Annotated in this window: 16 protein-coding genes and 1 tRNA gene; 14 read left to right on the top strand and 3 right to left on the bottom strand. The window is 64.5% G+C overall.

Features of this window, described 5'->3' with window-relative positions:
• Positions 1 to 2: 2 nt before the first annotated feature.
• The 10 genes from tolQ to nadA all read left to right on the top strand — a co-directional run bounded on the left by tolQ (position 3) and on the right by nadA (position 7,682).
• Positions 3 to 701 (top strand): protein TolQ, encoded by a 699-nt coding sequence (tolQ, locus tag GV001_RS07350; RefSeq protein WP_160078991.1) that lies wholly within the window; start codon positions 3 to 5, stop codon positions 699 to 701.
• Between the two features lie 8 nt (positions 702 to 709).
• Positions 710 to 1,168, top strand: coding sequence for a protein TolR (tolR, locus tag GV001_RS07355; protein ID WP_160078992.1), 459 nt, complete (start codon positions 710 to 712; stop codon positions 1,166 to 1,168).
• Positions 1,165 to 2,112, top strand: a complete 948-nt coding sequence (gene tolA / locus GV001_RS07360) for a cell envelope integrity protein TolA (protein ID WP_178091849.1) — start codon at positions 1,165 to 1,167, stop codon at positions 2,110 to 2,112. The genes tolR and tolA overlap by 4 nt, the downstream gene beginning before the upstream one ends.
• Positions 2,109 to 3,410, top strand: coding sequence for a Tol-Pal system beta propeller repeat protein TolB (gene tolB / locus GV001_RS07365; RefSeq protein ID WP_160078994.1), 1,302 nt, complete (start codon positions 2,109 to 2,111; stop codon positions 3,408 to 3,410). Before tolA ends, tolB begins: the two co-directional genes overlap by 4 nt.
• Positions 3,411 to 3,465: 55 nt before the next feature.
• Positions 3,466 to 3,960, top strand: a complete 495-nt coding sequence (gene pal, locus GV001_RS07370) for a peptidoglycan-associated lipoprotein Pal (RefSeq protein WP_160078995.1) — start codon at positions 3,466 to 3,468, stop codon at positions 3,958 to 3,960.
• 6 nt (positions 3,961 to 3,966) lie between these two features.
• A complete protein-coding gene (gene ybgF, locus GV001_RS07375; protein WP_160078996.1) occupies positions 3,967 to 4,794 on the top strand; it encodes a tol-pal system protein YbgF in 828 nt (275 codons plus the stop codon).
• A 194-nt stretch (positions 4,795 to 4,988) separates the two neighbouring features.
• Positions 4,989 to 5,636, top strand: coding sequence for a 7-carboxy-7-deazaguanine synthase QueE (queE, locus tag GV001_RS07380; RefSeq protein ID WP_160078997.1), 648 nt, complete (start codon positions 4,989 to 4,991; stop codon positions 5,634 to 5,636).
• Positions 5,637 to 5,650: 14 nt separating this feature from the next.
• Positions 5,651 to 6,325, top strand: a complete 675-nt coding sequence (gene queC / locus GV001_RS07385) for a 7-cyano-7-deazaguanine synthase QueC (protein ID WP_160078998.1) — start codon at positions 5,651 to 5,653, stop codon at positions 6,323 to 6,325.
• Between the two features lie 58 nt (positions 6,326 to 6,383).
• Positions 6,384 to 6,459: transfer RNA gene (locus GV001_RS07390), tRNA-Lys, on the top strand.
• A gap of 164 nt (positions 6,460 to 6,623) precedes the next feature.
• Complete coding sequence (gene nadA, locus GV001_RS07395; RefSeq protein WP_160078999.1) at positions 6,624 to 7,682, top strand: quinolinate synthase NadA; 1,059 nt, start codon at positions 6,624 to 6,626, stop codon at positions 7,680 to 7,682.
• 55 nt (positions 7,683 to 7,737) lie between these two features.
• On the opposite strand, the gene GV001_RS07400 is transcribed toward nadA, so the two are convergent.
• Positions 7,738 to 9,171: a M48 family metalloprotease gene (locus tag GV001_RS07400; RefSeq protein ID WP_160079000.1), complete on the bottom strand. Its 1,434-nt coding sequence runs from the start codon at positions 9,169 to 9,171 to the stop codon at positions 7,738 to 7,740.
• 106 nt (positions 9,172 to 9,277) lie between these two features.
• Here GV001_RS07400 and GV001_RS07405 point away from each other — a divergent pair, with 106 nt between their 5' ends.
• Entirely contained in the window at positions 9,278 to 9,517 is a 240-nt protein-coding gene (locus tag GV001_RS07405; RefSeq protein ID WP_160079001.1) for a sulfurtransferase TusA family protein, read from the top strand.
• Between the two features lie 97 nt (positions 9,518 to 9,614).
• Here GV001_RS07405 and GV001_RS07410 read toward each other — a convergent pair whose 3' ends face one another.
• Both GV001_RS07410 and GV001_RS07415 read right to left on the bottom strand, forming a co-directional pair.
• A complete protein-coding gene (locus GV001_RS07410) occupies positions 9,615 to 10,088 on the bottom strand; it encodes a peroxiredoxin (RefSeq protein ID WP_160079002.1) in 474 nt (157 codons plus the stop codon).
• A 20-nt stretch (positions 10,089 to 10,108) separates the two neighbouring features.
• Positions 10,109 to 10,666, bottom strand: coding sequence for a glycine cleavage system protein R (locus GV001_RS07415; RefSeq protein WP_160079003.1), 558 nt, complete (start codon positions 10,664 to 10,666; stop codon positions 10,109 to 10,111).
• 213 nt (positions 10,667 to 10,879) lie between these two features.
• On the opposite strand from GV001_RS07415, the gene dapA reads away from it, so the two are divergent.
• The 3 genes from dapA (at position 10,880) to GV001_RS07430 (ending at position 13,861) form a co-directional block, all read left to right on the top strand.
• A complete protein-coding gene (dapA, locus tag GV001_RS07420) occupies positions 10,880 to 11,758 on the top strand; it encodes a 4-hydroxy-tetrahydrodipicolinate synthase (protein WP_160079004.1) in 879 nt (292 codons plus the stop codon).
• A 17-nt stretch (positions 11,759 to 11,775) separates the two neighbouring features.
• Complete coding sequence (gene bamC / locus GV001_RS07425; RefSeq protein WP_160079005.1) at positions 11,776 to 12,891, top strand: outer membrane protein assembly factor BamC; 1,116 nt, start codon at positions 11,776 to 11,778, stop codon at positions 12,889 to 12,891.
• A gap of 100 nt (positions 12,892 to 12,991) precedes the next feature.
• Positions 12,992 to 13,861, top strand: coding sequence for a phosphoribosylaminoimidazolesuccinocarboxamide synthase (locus GV001_RS07430; protein ID WP_160079006.1), 870 nt, complete (start codon positions 12,992 to 12,994; stop codon positions 13,859 to 13,861).
• Positions 13,862 to 13,983 lie beyond the last annotated feature (122 nt).

Genomic DNA, 13,983 nt, shown 5'->3' on the forward strand with positions numbered 1-13,983 from the left:
GCGTGGAAGCTAACGCCGCCGTAGACCATATGTCCATGTGGAGCCTGATCAGCAACGCCAGTTTCGTGGTGCAGCTGGTCATGCTCGTTCTGGTGGCCGCCTCGGTCACCTCGTGGATCATGATCTTCCAGCGCAGCACCATGCTGCGTGCCGCGAAGAAGTCGCTGGAAGTGTTCGAGGAGCGCTTCTGGTCGGGCATCGACCTGTCCAAGCTGTATCGCCAGGCCGGTAGCAATCCGGACCCGGACTGCGGCGTGGAGCAGATCTTCCGTGCCGGCTTCAAGGAATTCTCCCGTCTGCGCCAGCAGTCCGGCGTCGATCCGGATGCGGTGATGGACGGCGTGGCGCGGGCCATGCGCGTGGCCATCTCGCGCGAGGAAGAGAAGCTTGAGCAGAGCCTGCCGTTCCTCGCCACCGTCGGCTCGACCAGCCCGTACATCGGCCTGTTCGGTACCGTGTGGGGCATCATGAACTCCTTCCGCGGTCTGGCTCAGGTGCAGCAGGCCACTCTGGCCACCGTGGCCCCGGGTATTGCCGAAGCGCTGATCGCCACCGCCATCGGCCTGTTCGCCGCCATCCCGGCGGTCATCGCCTACAACCGTTTCTCCGCCGGTGGCGACCGCCTGATCAGTCGTTACTACACCTTCGCTGACGAGTTCCAGGCGATCCTGCACCGCAAAGTGCATACCAGCGAGGACTGAGGCTTCCCATGGCCAGAATTCGCAACAGACGCAAGCCAGTCTCCGAGATGAACGTCGTGCCCTATATCGACGTTATGCTGGTGCTGCTGGTGATCTTCATGGTGACCGCGCCGATGCTCAACCAGGGGGTCAAGGTCGACCTGCCCAAGGTGTCCAGCGAAGCCCTGCCGCAGGACAACGATGCCCGCGTGCTGACCATTTCCATCAAGGCCGACAAGACCTACTACTGGACCATGGGTTCGGAAGTCGATCCGGACCAGGGCAAGGACAGCGAGACCGCGTCCACCCTGGAGCAACTGGTGGCCGCGACCACCGGGATCATGGCCGAGAACAGCCGCCAGGGTAAGAAGGTGCAGGTCTTCGTGCGTGGCGACAAGGCGGTCGACTACGGCTCGGTGATGGCCGTGATGGGTGGCTTGCAGCAGGCCGGCGTGGGTAACGTCGGGCTGATCACCGAGGCGCCCTGATGCAGCAGAGCGCGCGCTCCTCCTCGGAAAGCTATTTCTGGCCGACCATCTGGGCCGTGGCTCTGCACGTCCTGATGTTTGCCATGCTGTTCGTCAGCTTCCATTTCGCTCCCGACTTGCCGCCGGCCAAGCCGATCGTCCAGGCGACCCTGTATCAGCTGAAGTCGCAGAGCCAGGCCACCACCCAGACCAACCAGAAGATCGCCGGCGAAGCCAAGAAGACCGCGGCGCGCCAGTACGAGGTCGAGCAGCTCGAGGCGAAGAAGCAGGAACAGAAGAAGCAGGAAGCCGCGGAACAAAAGAAAGCCGAGGCGGCCAAACAGGCGGAAGTGGCCGAGAAGAAGGCCGAGGCGAAGAAGGCTGAGGAAGCCAAGAAGGCCGAGCAGAAGAAGCTCGCCGATATCGCCAAGAAGAAATCCGAGGAAGAGAAGAAGAAAGCGGCCGAGGAAGCCAAGAAAAAGGCGGCCGAGGCGGCGAAGAAGAAAGCTGCGGAAGAGGCCAAGAAGAAGGCCGCAGCCGAAGCAGCCAAGAAAAAGGCCCAGGAAGCGGCGCGCAAGGCGGCCGAGGACAAGAAGGCGCAGGCGCTGGCCGAGCTGTTGTCCGACACCACCGAGCGCCAGCAGGCGCTGGCCGACGAGGTCGGCGATCAGGTTGCGGGTAACTTCGATGACCTGATTCGTCAGCTGGTTTCGCAGAACTGGAGTCGACCACCGACTGCCCGTAACGGGATGAGCGTAGTAGTGCAGATCAACATGCTGCCCGATGGCACCATTACCAATGCGACGGTGGCCAAGTCCAGTGGTGATTCGGCTTTCGACAATTCGGCGGTCACTGCCGTACGCAACGTCGGTCGTATCGTGGAAATGCAGGGTGTGAGTCCGGCGGACTTCGCCCCCTATCGTTCGTTTAAGATGACCTTTACACCAGAGGATCTGGACCTGTGATCACTATCCTTCGAGGCTTGCTCGTTGTTCTCTGCTGCGTTGCCGGCCTGGCCGTGGCCGAGGAGAAGAACATCCGGATTACCACCGGCTCCGACCGGGCCATCCCGATTGCCGTGGTGCCGTTCGGCTGGACCGGCGGCACCGTGCTGCCCGAGGACATGGCCACCATCATCGGCAATGACCTGCGCAACTCCGGCATGTACGAGCCGATTCCGCGGCAGAACATGATCAGCCTGCCGACCCAGGCCGGCGAAATCATCTACCGCGACTGGCAGGCCCTGGGCGCCCAGTACATCCTGGTCGGCAGCATCGCGCCGGCCGGTGGCCGCCTGCAGGTGCAGTTCGCCCTGTTCAACGTGGCGACCCAGCAGCAGATCGTCGCCGGTACCGTTGGCGGTACCCCGGACCAGCTGCGCGACATGGCCCACCACGTGGCCGACCAGTCGTTCGAGAAGCTCACCGGCATCAAGGGCGCCTATTCGACCAAGATGCTCTACGTCACCGCCGAGCGCTTCTCGGTCAACAACACCCGTTACACCCTGCAGCGTTCCGACTACGACGGCGCCCGCGGCGTGACCCTGCTGCAGTCGCGCGAGCCGATCCTGTCGCCGCGCTATGCGCCGGATGGCCGGCGCATCGCCTACGTGTCGTTCGAGCAGCGTCGCCCGCGCATCTTCATCCAGCACATCGACACCGGCCGCCGCGAGCAGATCACCAACTTCCAGGGCCTGAACGGCGCGCCGGCCTGGTCGCCGGACGGCAATCGCTTGGCCTTCGTGCTGTCCAAGGACGGCAACCCGGAAATCTACGTGATGAACCTCGGCAGCCGCCAGCTGCAGCGCGTGACCAATCACTACGCCATCGATACCGAACCCTTCTGGGGCAAGGATGGCCAGACCCTGTACTTCACCTCGGACCGCGCCGGCAAGCCGCAGATCTACAAGCAGAACATCACCGGCGGCGAAGCGCAGCGCGTGACCTTCACCGGTAACTACAACGCCAACCCGAAACTCTCGGCAGACGAGAAGACCCTGGTGATGATCCATCGTCAGGATGGCTTCACCAACTTCAAGGTGGCGGCCCAGGACCTGGTAACCAGCCGCTTGCGCATCCTTTCGGAAACCAGCCTGGACGATTCGCCCACTGTCGCGCCCAATGGCACCATGTTAATCTACGCCACCCGCCAGCAGGGCCGTGGAGTACTGATGCTCGTGTCTACCAACGGGCGTGTCAGGCTCCCGATTCCCACCGCACAAGGTGATGTCCGGGAACCGTCCTGGTCTCCTTACCTGAACTGATGCGGTAACCACACACTCGCTTTAAACACACCTAGAAATCATTAGGAGTTACACCATGGAAATGCTGAAATTTGGCAAATTTGCCGCTCTGGGCCTGGCTCTGGCCGTGGCTGTTGGTTGCTCGTCCAAAGGCGGCGACAACGCTGGCGAAGGCGCTGTTGACCCGAACGCCGGCTACAACGCCAACGGCAACGTCGACGGTTCCCTGAGCGAAGAAGCCGCTCTGCGCGCCATCACCACCTTCTACTTCGAATACGACAGCTCCGACCTGAAGCCGGAAGCCATGCGCGCCCTCGACGTACACGCCAAGGACCTGAAAGGCAACGGCGCTCGCGTCGTTCTGGAAGGCCACACCGACGAGCGCGGTACCCGTGAGTACAACATGGCTCTGGGCGAGCGTCGCGCCAATGCCGTTCAGCGCTACCTGGTTCTGCAGGGCGTTTCCCCGGCTCAGCTGGAACTGGTTTCCTACGGTGAAGAGCGTCCGGTTGCCACTGGCAGCGAAGAGCAGTCCTGGGCGCAAAACCGTCGCGTCGAACTGCGTAAGTAATTCGCCATGCGCAAGTGCCTTCGTGTCGTGACCTCTCTGGCTCTCGCCCTGCCGCTCGCGGCAGTGGCCGAGGTTCCCGTGGTGGATAGTAGTGCCGGCTACGGTACCAGCAGTTATCCACCGGTGGGTTATGGCACGAATGGCGCCTACGCTGGGGGCGGGGCAGCTGCCCCGGCCTCGGCGCAGGGCGAGCTGTTCATGCAACTGCAACAGATGCAGCAGGAAATTGCCCAGCTGCGTGGCATGGTTGAAGAACAGCAGAACCAGATCGAGCGCCTCAAGCAGGAAAGCTTGTCGCGTTACCAGGACCTGGACAGCCGTCTGGCTGGTGGTGCCGCAGGCGCCGCAGCTCCTACCCAGAATTCTCCAGCCGCTGGCGCAATCGATGCCGGCGCTGCTCCAACGGCTCCGGCACAGCAGGCTCCTGCTGCGCCAGCCGGCAATGAACCGGCCGACCCGGCGAAGGAAAAGCTGTATTACGACGCTGCCTTCGACCTGATCAAGGCCAAGGACTTCGACAAGGCCAGCCAGGCCTTTGGCGCCTTCCTGCGCAAATACCCGAACAGCCAGTATGCCGGCAACGCCCAGTACTGGCTGGGCGAGGTCAACCTGGCCAAGGGCGACCTGCAGGGCGCCGGCAAGGCCTTCGCCCAGGTCAGCGTGACCTATCCGACCCATGCCAAGGTGCCGGATTCGCTGTTCAAGCTGGCCGATGTCGAGCAGCGCCTGGGCAATACCGAAAAAGCCAAGGGCATCCTGCGCCAGCTGATCGCCCAGTTCCCCGGCTCCTCGGCTGCGCAGCTGGCCCAGCGCGACCTGCAACGCCTGCCCTGATCGAGCGGTGTACTGCTCAGAAAACCCGCGCTTGTCGCGGGTTTTTTATGTCCTGCCCTCCGTGGCAGCCACCCTGCGGGTCGTCGCCTGCGCGACGTTAAAAATGTCTCCCGGATTTTTTTCGTTTAGAATCGTTGCCCCCTTTCCCGCAACGGAGGCGGATGGCCTGTTTCGCCGTCACGCCCGGTGCCGATATGCAAGAAACCCTGCGCATTACCGAGATTTTCTACTCGTTGCAGGGCGAAACGCGCACCAGTGGCCTGCCCACTGTGTTCGTTCGCCTGACCGGCTGCCCGCTGCGCTGCCAGTACTGCGACACCGCCTACGCCTTCAGTGGCGGCGAGATCATCAGCCTGGACGCCATCTGCGCCCAGGTCGCCAGCTACAAGCCGCGCTATGTCTGCGTCACCGGCGGTGAGCCGCTGGCCCAGCCCAACTGCATCCCGCTGCTCCAGCGCCTGTGCGATGCCGGCTACCAGGTGTCACTGGAGACCAGTGGCGCCCTGGATATCTCCGCCACCGACCCGCGCGTCAGTCGCGTGGTCGACCTGAAGACCCCGGGTTCAGCGGAAGTCTCGCGCAATCTCTACAGCAACCTGGATCAGCTGACCGGCAATGATCAGGTCAAGTTCGTCATCTGTTCGCGCGAGGACTACGACTGGGCCGTGTCCAAGCTGATCGAATACCGCCTCGACCAGCGCGCCGGCGAAGTGCTGTTCTCGCCCAGCCACCAGCAGGTCAGCGCCCGTGATCTGGCGCAGTGGATAGTCGCCGACAACCTGCCGGTACGTTTCCAGCTGCAGCTGCACAAGCTGCTGTGGAACGATGAGCCCGGCCACTGATTGAGGGTACTGAGATGACTGACAAGAAAGCCGTCGTGCTGCTGTCCGGTGGCCTCGATTCCGCCACCATCCTGGCCCAGGCCAAGGCCGCGGGCTTTGCCTGCTACAGCATGAGTTTCGACTATGGCCAGCGCCACCGCGCCGAGCTGCAGGCGGCCGAGCGGGTGGCGGCGCAGCTCGGCGTGATCGAGCACAAGGTGGTCGGCCTGAATCTCAATGGCATTGGCGGTTCGGCCCTGACCGACAGCTCGATTGCGGTGCCCGAAGGCCCCACCGAAGGCATTCCGGTGACCTATGTGCCGGCCCGCAACACGGTGTTCCTCGCCCTGGCCCTGGGCTGGGCCGAGGTGCTGGGAGCGCACGACATCTTCATCGGGGTCAACGCGGTCGACTATTCCGGTTACCCGGATTGCCGTCCCGAGTTCATCGCCGCGTTTGAGCGGGTGGCCAACCTGGCGACCCGCGAAGGCGTGGAGGGCGAGGGCTTTCGCATCCAGGCGCCGCTGCAGGCCCTGAGCAAGGCGCAGATCGTGGCGATCGGCATGCAGCTCGGCGTCGATTACGGGCTGACGGTGTCCTGCTATCAGGCCGATGACGAAGGACGCGCCTGCGGCAAATGCGACAGCTGCCGGCTGCGTGCCGCGGGCTTCAGCGCCGCCGGTGTGGCCGATCCGACCCGCTATCGCTAAAGTTTTTTCGCGAAGGTGTTGATTTCCTGAATTAAATCAGTATCATGCGCTCCGCATCGGGTCGTTAGCTCAGTTGGTAGAGCAGTTGGCTTTTAACCAATTGGTCGTAGGTTCGAATCCTACACGACCCACCAAACCGAAAAAGAGCCAGTCGCAAGACTGGCTTTTTTTATGCCCGGGGAAAATGCCCCCTTTCGTCGTCCTGGCTGGGAACCCGCCGGCTGGCTGCCGTTCTAGGGCCTGCGGGGTGAATGGTATACTGGCCGCTCGCGTACCAGCGCCCGCAGGTTTGATCACTATGACGCACATTTCCGAACGCCTTTTGGTTCAAGCGCATCTCGATGCCAAGCAGCCCGTACCTTTGACGCCCGAGCAGGAAGCCTTCTATCGCAGCGAGATCGCCGCCGAGCTGAAGAAGCAGAATGCCGTGCTGGTGGCGCACTACTACTGCGATCCGGTGATCCAGGCCCTGGCCGAGGAAACCGGCGGCTGCGTCTCCGACTCCCTGGAAATGGCCCGCTTCGGCAACCAGCACCCGGCGCAGACCGTGGTGGTGGCGGGGGTCAAGTTCATGGGCGAGACGGCGAAGATCCTCAACCCGGAAAAGCGCGTGCTGATGCCGACCCTGGAAGCCACCTGCTCGCTCGACCTGGGTTGCCCGGTGGACGAGTTCTCGGCCTTCTGCGACCAGCATCCGGAACGTACCGTGGTGGTCTATGCCAACACCTCGGCGGCGGTGAAGGCGCGCGCCGACTGGGTGGTGACCTCCAGTTGCGCCCTGGAAATCGTCGAAAGCCTGATGGATAACGGCGAAACCATCCTCTGGGCACCGGACCAGCATCTGGGCCGTTACATCCAGCGCGAGACCGGCGCCGACATGCTGCTGTGGGACGGTGCCTGCATCGTCCATGAGGAGTTCAAGGCCAAGCAGCTGCACGACATGAAGGCGCTGTATCCGGATGCCGCTGTGCTGGTACACCCGGAGTCGCCGGAAGCGGTGATCGAGCTGGCCGATGCGGTGGGCTCCACCAGCCAGCTGATCAAGGCGGCGCAGACCCTGCCGAACCAGACCTTCATTGTCGCCACCGACCGCGGCATCTTCTACAAGATGCAGCAGCTGTGCCCGGACAAGGTGTTCATCGAGGCACCGACCGCCGGCAATGGCGCGGCCTGCCGCAGCTGTGCGCATTGCCCGTGGATGGCCATGAACACCCTGCAGCGCACCCTGCAGTGCCTGCGCGAGGGCAGCAACGAGATCCTGGTGGAGCCGGCGCTGATACCGCGGGCGATTAAGCCGCTCAAACGCATGCTCGACTTCACCCAGGCGGCGCGCCTGAAGTTGAGCGGCAACGCTTGAGGTGAGTGCAGATATAAAAAGCCCGACATTGCCGGGCTTTTTTACGCGCGTCTGATCAGCGCAGCATCTTGTCGATGGCGCGCTTCTCTTCCTGCAGCTCCTGCTGGCGTGCATCGATGCGCGAAGCCAGGGGGAAGTTGCTGCTGGCGCGGCGCTTGGCCAGGTCCAGCTGCGACAGGGCCTGGTCGTAGTCGCCGACCAGGGCGAAGAACTCGGCGCGGGCCTGGTGCAGACCGATGATGTTGCCGGCCAGACCGCGTATCTCGGCGACCTGGTACCAGACATCCGGGTCGTGCGGGCGCGTCTTGAGCAGCTCGTTGATCGCCTGCCCGGCTTCCTTGGCCTGGTTCTGCTTGAGCATCAGGTCAATGCGCGCCTGGTCCAGGGGATAGTTGTTGGGGTACAGCCCGCGCAGGCGCTCGACGCGCTGGCGGGCGTCGCTCAGGCGGTTGTTGGTGATGTCCAGGTCGACCATCGCCAGGTTGTAGGTGATGTCGTTGGGGGTCTTGGCCAACAGCTGCTCCAGGGCCTTGCGTGCCTCGTTGAGCTGGCCGCCCTTGGTCTGGGCGATGGCCAGACCGTAGCGCGCGGCATCCAGCTGCGGATTCTCCTCGAGCATGGCGCGAAAGCGCTTGGCGGCGATGCCCGGGGTTTCCTCGAAGATCAGCTGCACGCGGGCGCGCATCAGCTGGTAGCGCAGGCTGTCCTCGACGCCGCCGGCCTGGTACTGCTCGGCGCGGTTGCGGGTGTCGGCGATGCGCGATTCCGACACCGGGTGGGTGAGGAGGAATTCCGGCGGCTTGCGATCGTAGCGGTACTGGCGCATCAGGCGCTCGAACATGCTCGGCATGGCGCGCGGGTCGTAGCCGGCCTGTTCCAGGTTGAGCAGGCCGATGCGGTCGGCTTCCTGTTCGTTCTGCCGGGAGAAGCGCCGCTGTTCCTGGATGGCGGCGGCCTGGGCGCCCATGATGGTGGCGATGCCGGCGTCACCGGCACCGGCGGCGGCGGCGACGATGCCGGCGAGCATGGCGGCCATCACCGGCACCTGCATGCGCTGCTGGGCCTCGACGCCGCGGGCGAAGTGGCGCTGCGACAGGTGCGCCAGTTCGTGGGCCAGCACCGAGGCATATTCGGCCTCGGTCTGGGCATAGAGGAACAGGCCGCCGTTGACCCCGATGATCCCGCCCGGCGCGGCGAAGGCGTTGAGCTGCGGGCTGTTGAGCAGGACGAACTCCAGGCGCCGGTCCTGCAGCTGGCTGGTTTCGGCCAGTCGGTAGACGCCGGTTTCCACGTAATCCTTGAGCTGCGGGTCGGACAGCTGGTCGACCTGGCCGCGCAGGATGCTCAGCCAGGCACGGCCGAGCTGGTGTTCCTGTTCCGGCGAGACGATCGATGAGCTGGCATCGCCCAGCGACGGCAGGTCATCGGCAGTGGCCGGGTAGGCGAGCAGGCAGGCGAGGGCGAGCAGGGAAGGGCGCAGAAGCTTCATGCACAGGGCTCATGGCGAACAAAGGCCTTACTGTAGCCGGCCGAACGGTCAGCTGGCCAGGGTCGCGCGGCCTTGGGTATGCTTGGCGGACTTGTGGAGAACCCCGATGACCGATGTAGTTGCCTGCGATGCCGAACTGGACGCCAGCGGCCTGAACTGTCCGTTACCCCTGCTCAAGGCCAAGCTGGAACTGAATCGCCTGGCCAGTGGGGCGGTGCTCAAGGTGACGGCCACCGATGCCGGCTCGCAGCGCGACTTCCGCGCCTTCGCCCGCCTGGCAGGGCATGAGCTGGTGCGCGAGGAAGAGCAGGGCGGGGTGTTCCGCTACTGGCTGCGCAAGGCCTGAGTGGCGCGCGTGGCGCCGCATCGCCGGCTCTGCGGCGGTGACCGTTTGAAATGAAAAAGGGCCGCATCTGCGGCCCTTTTTTGCATGGCTTGCCGGCTCAGCCTTGGTTCAGGGCCTGGGCGGCGGCCAGCACGGCCTCGACATGCCCCGGCACCTTCACCCCACGCCATTCCTGGCGCAGTACGCCGTTCTTGTCGATGAGGAAGGTGCTGCGGTCGACGCCCAGGTATTCCTTGCCGTAGAGCTTCTTCAGCTTGATCACGTCGAACAGCTGGCAGAGTGCCTCGTCCTTGTCCGAGATCAGCTCGAAGGGGAAGGCCTGCTTGCACTTGAAGTTCTCGTGGGACTTCAGGCCGTCGCGGGAGACGCCGAACACCAGGGTGTTGGCCGCCTGGAAGGCCGGGTAGTGGTCGCGAAAACCCTGGCCTTCGGTGGTGCAGCCCGGGGTGCTGTCCTTCGGATAGAAGTAGAGCGCCACGTGCTGGCCCTTGAGGGCGCTCAGGGAGACCTGTACGCCGCTGGTGGCGGTGGCGCTGAAGTCGGCGACCGGCTGGTCGAGGGTGACGGCCATCTGCTGCTCCTTCTGTCTCTTTACGGGTTCTGCGGGCGCCAGGGTTCGATCAGCGCGTCGAGGTTGAGCGAGTCGGCGAAGTCGAGGAACTGGTCGCGCAGCCAGCTGATCTGCGTGCCGGCGGGCAGGGTCACGGTGATGGTGGCGTTGAGCAGGGTGCCGCCGGTCTGCGGGGCCTGATAGGTGTCGCAGGTGATGTTTTCCAGTTCGACGCGGTGGTCGCTGAAGAACTGGCACAGCTCGTTGAGGATGTCCGGGCGATACACGCAGCTGACATAGGCCACGTAGGGCAGGGCCTGGGGGCGGTTCTCCAGGGCGCCGCTGCGGGTCATGTTGACGCTGAAGGCGTGCTTCTTGGCCAGTGCCGGCAGGGCCCCTTCCAGGCGGGCCAGGGCGTCCCAGCTGCCGCTGACCTGCAGGATCAGCGCGCTGAACTCGCCGTGGCGGGTCAGGCGCGTGCTGACGATGGCGCAGCGGTTCTCCTGGCTGGCGCGGCACAGGACGCTGGTCAGCTCCATGGGGTTGGCGCCGAGGGCGCTGATGACGAGGAATTGTTCGCGAACCTGGGGGGTGGACATGCAGCATTCCTAAAGCAGAAGAGTGATCGGCACATGACGTGACGAACAAAGCAGGAAGGGTAGCGAAAAGCACCGCCGAGGGGAATGCCGTGCGGCGTACGGCGTGGCCGGCAGCGCATTGCGTTTAACGGTCGGCTGGTGCAGTCCTTTGCTTGTACAACCCTGGTGGCGTCAGTACCATTACGGCTCTCTTTTTCCGGCAGGAGCGGTTGCATGATTTCGGGCAGTATGGTGGCACTGGTCACGCCCATGGACGCACAGGGTGGTCTGGATTGGGACAGCCTGAGCAAGCTGGTGGACTTCCACCTGCAAGAGGGCACCAACGCCATCGTCGCCGTCGGCACCACGGGTGAGTCCGCCACCCTGGATGTCCACGAGCACGTCGAGGTCATCCGCCGCGTGGTCGACCAGGTCAACGGGCGCATCCCGGTGATCGCCGGTACCGGCGCCAACAGCACCCGCGAGGCGGTCGAGCTGACCCAGAACGCCAAGAGCGTCGGCGCCGATGCCTGCCTGCTGGTGACCCCCTACTACAACAAGCCGACCCAGGAAGGCCTGTACCAGCACTTCCGCCACATCGCCGAAGCGGTGGCGATCCCGCAGATTCTCTACAACGTGCCCGGCCGCACCGTCTGCGACATGCTGCCGGAGACCGTCGAGCGCCTGTCGAAGGTGGCCAACATCATCGGCATCAAGGAAGCCACCGGCGACCTGCAGCGCGGCCAGGAAGTCCTGGATCGGGTCAGCAAGGATTTCCTGGTCTACTCCGGTGACGACGCCACCGCCGTCGAGCTGATGCTGATGGGCGGCAAGGGCAACATTTCCGTGACCGCCAACGTCGCCCCGCGCGCCATGGCCGAGCTGTGCGCCGCCGCCATGGCCGGCGATGCGGCCACTGCCCGCGCCATCAACGAGCGCCTCATGCCGCTGCACAAGAACCTGTTCATCGAATCCAACCCGATTCCGGTGAAGTGGGCGCTGCATGAAATGGGCATGTTGCAGGAAGGCATCCGCCTGCCCCTGACCTGGCTCAGCGCGCGCTGTCACGAACCGCTGCGTCAGGCCCTGCGCCAGTCCGGCGTACTGGTTTAACCTAGGAAGCATTACGCATGAAGCGATTGGCCGGCCTATCCGCCCTTGCCGCGATTATCTCCAGCACCAGTGGTTGTGGCTGGCTGTGGGGCGACGAGGGTTATTTCCGTGACCGTAGCACCGATTACCTTGAAGCCCGGCAGACCGCCTCGATGCAGATGCCGGCCAACGTCGACGCCAAGCGCATCGACCCGCTGCTGCCGGTGCCGATGAACGTTGCCGACAGCACCGCGACCCCGGACAAATTCGAAGTGCCGCGCCCGCAGGCGTTGGCCCTCGGCAGCGAAGCCAGCGAGTTCAGCCTGCAGAAGAGCGGCGAGTCGCGCTGGCTGGTCGCCCAGCGCAGCCCGGCGGAAGTCTGGCCGGTGGCGCGTCAGTATTTCGAGAACAACGGTTTCCGCATTGCCGAAGAACGCCCGCAGACCGGCGAATTCAGCAGCGCCTGGCAGCCGGCCGAGGAGCTGGCGCCGTCCATGGCCCGTCGCCTGGGCAGCCTGCTGAACGACAGCGACAACGAAGTGCGCGTACGCGTGCGCATCGAGCCGGGCGTGGTGCGCAACACCAGCGAAGTGTTCGTGGTCAGCGCCGAACGCGACGAAGGCAGCAGCGCCGACGTGGCCTTCCCGGCCCGTACCGGCAATGCCCCGCTGGAAGCCTCGCTGCTCGACGGCATGCTGGCCGACCTGAGCAGCACCGCCGAGCATGGCTCGGTGTCGCTGCTGGCCGCCCGCGATTTCGATGCGCCGAGCCGCGTGAGCCTGTCCCAGGACGGCAACGGCAACCCGGTACTCAACCTCAGCACCGACTTCGACCGTGCCTGGTCCAGCGTCGGTCGCGCCCTCGAACTGGCCGACGTGCGCGTCGACGACATCAACCGCAGCCTGGGCGTGTACTACGTCAACCTGGCCGAAGGTGCTCGCCAGCCGGAAGAAGAGAAAGGCTTCATCAGCGGCCTGTTCGGCAGCGAGCCGAGCCAGGAAGAGATCGATGCCCGCGCCGAGCGTTACCAGGTTCGCCTGACCAGCGCCGCCGGCGGCGATGTGCAGGTCTCCGTGGAGAAGGACCTCAACACCGTGGCGCCGGAAGATGTGGCCCGTCGCGTGCTGCAGCTGATCCGGGAAAACCTCGGCTAAACCAGGCGCAGCCGTTCCACTGGAGCGGCCACGCAGTGAATCGATAGGCGAAACCCGGTGGGTTTCGCCTGTTTCGTTTGATCAAGGCGGAAATTCCGACATGACCACTCCAACCTCCCTGAGCCTGAAGAAAATCTATTCGGGCAAGGTCCGCGACCTCTACGAAATCGACGCCAAGCGCATGCTGATGGTCGCCACCGATCGCCTGTCGGCCTTCGATGTGATCCTCGACGAGCCGATCCCGGAGAAGGGCAAGATCCTCACCGCCATTTCCAATTTCTGGTTCGACAAGCTCAAGGATCTGGTGCCCAACCACTTCACCGGCGACAAGGTCGAGGACGTGGTGCCGGCGGCCGAGCTGCCGCTGGTCGAAGGCCGGGCCGTGGTCGCCAAGCGTCTGCAGCCGGTGGCCGTGGAAGCCATCGTGCGTGGCTACATCGTCGGTTCCGGCTGGAAGGAATACCAGAAGAGCGGCACCGTCTGCGGCATCCAGCTGCCGGCCGGGCTGAAGGAAGCGGCCAAGCTGCCGCAGCCGATCTTCACCCCCTCGACCAAGGCCGCCGTCGGCGACCATGACGAGAACATCAGCTTCGCGCAGTGCGAGGCCATCATCGGCGCCGAGCTGGCGGCCAAGGTGCGCGACACGGCGATTGCCCTGTACAGCGCGGCGGTGGAATACGCGGCCACCCGCGGCATCATCATCGCCGACACCAAGTTCGAGTTCGGCCTGGACGAAGACGGCACCCTGACCCTGATGGACGAGGCGCTGACCCCGGACTCCAGCCGTTTCTGGCCGGCCGACAGCTACGCCGAAGGCAGCAACCCGCCGAGCTTCGACAAGCAGTTCGTGCGCGACTGGCTGGAGTCCACCGGCTGGAACAAGGAGCCGCCGGCTCCGGCCGTACCGGCCGAGGTGGCGCAGAAGACCGCGGACAAGTACCGCGAGGCACTGACCCGTCTGACCCGCTGACGGGTAAAGCGCTAGCGGCAGAAGGGGAGCCCAGGCTCCCCTTCTGCATTTATGGCGGGTCGTGCGCCGCGAACCGAGCGTAGCCGCACGACCGGATTCCCCCGCCGGCAAGGCCCGGCAAC

This window comes from Pseudomonas sp. 8AS (assembly GCF_902506505.1).
Taxonomy (GTDB): domain Bacteria; phylum Pseudomonadota; class Gammaproteobacteria; order Pseudomonadales; family Pseudomonadaceae; genus Aquipseudomonas.

What these genes read in the sequence shown, in the direction of transcription:
- tolR (WP_160078992.1), top strand. Translation starts at nt 710, where the DNA reads ATGGCCAGAATTCGCAACAGACGCAAGCCAGTCTCCGAGATGAACGTC.
- pal (WP_160078995.1), top strand. Translation starts at nt 3,466, where the DNA reads ATGGAAATGCTGAAATTTGGCAAATTTGCCGCTCTGGGCCTGGCTCTG.
- GV001_RS07410 (WP_160079002.1), bottom strand. Translation starts at nt 10,088, where the DNA reads ATGGCCGTCACCCTCGACCAGCCGGTCGCCGACTTCAGCGCCACCGCC.
- GV001_RS07405 (WP_160079001.1), top strand. Translation starts at nt 9,278, where the DNA reads ATGACCGATGTAGTTGCCTGCGATGCCGAACTGGACGCCAGCGGCCTG.
- GV001_RS07400 (WP_160079000.1), bottom strand. Translation starts at nt 9,171, where the DNA reads ATGAAGCTTCTGCGCCCTTCCCTGCTCGCCCTCGCCTGCCTGCTCGCC.
- bamC (WP_160079005.1), top strand. Translation starts at nt 11,776, where the DNA reads ATGAAGCGATTGGCCGGCCTATCCGCCCTTGCCGCGATTATCTCCAGC.
- nadA (WP_160078999.1), top strand. Translation starts at nt 6,624, where the DNA reads ATGACGCACATTTCCGAACGCCTTTTGGTTCAAGCGCATCTCGATGCC.
- GV001_RS07430 (WP_160079006.1), top strand. Translation starts at nt 12,992, where the DNA reads ATGACCACTCCAACCTCCCTGAGCCTGAAGAAAATCTATTCGGGCAAG.
- queE (WP_160078997.1), top strand. Translation starts at nt 4,989, where the DNA reads ATGCAAGAAACCCTGCGCATTACCGAGATTTTCTACTCGTTGCAGGGC.
- GV001_RS07415 (WP_160079003.1), bottom strand. Translation starts at nt 10,666, where the DNA reads ATGTCCACCCCCCAGGTTCGCGAACAATTCCTCGTCATCAGCGCCCTC.
- ybgF (WP_160078996.1), top strand. Translation starts at nt 3,967, where the DNA reads ATGCGCAAGTGCCTTCGTGTCGTGACCTCTCTGGCTCTCGCCCTGCCG.
- dapA (WP_160079004.1), top strand. Translation starts at nt 10,880, where the DNA reads ATGATTTCGGGCAGTATGGTGGCACTGGTCACGCCCATGGACGCACAG.
- queC (WP_160078998.1), top strand. Translation starts at nt 5,651, where the DNA reads ATGACTGACAAGAAAGCCGTCGTGCTGCTGTCCGGTGGCCTCGATTCC.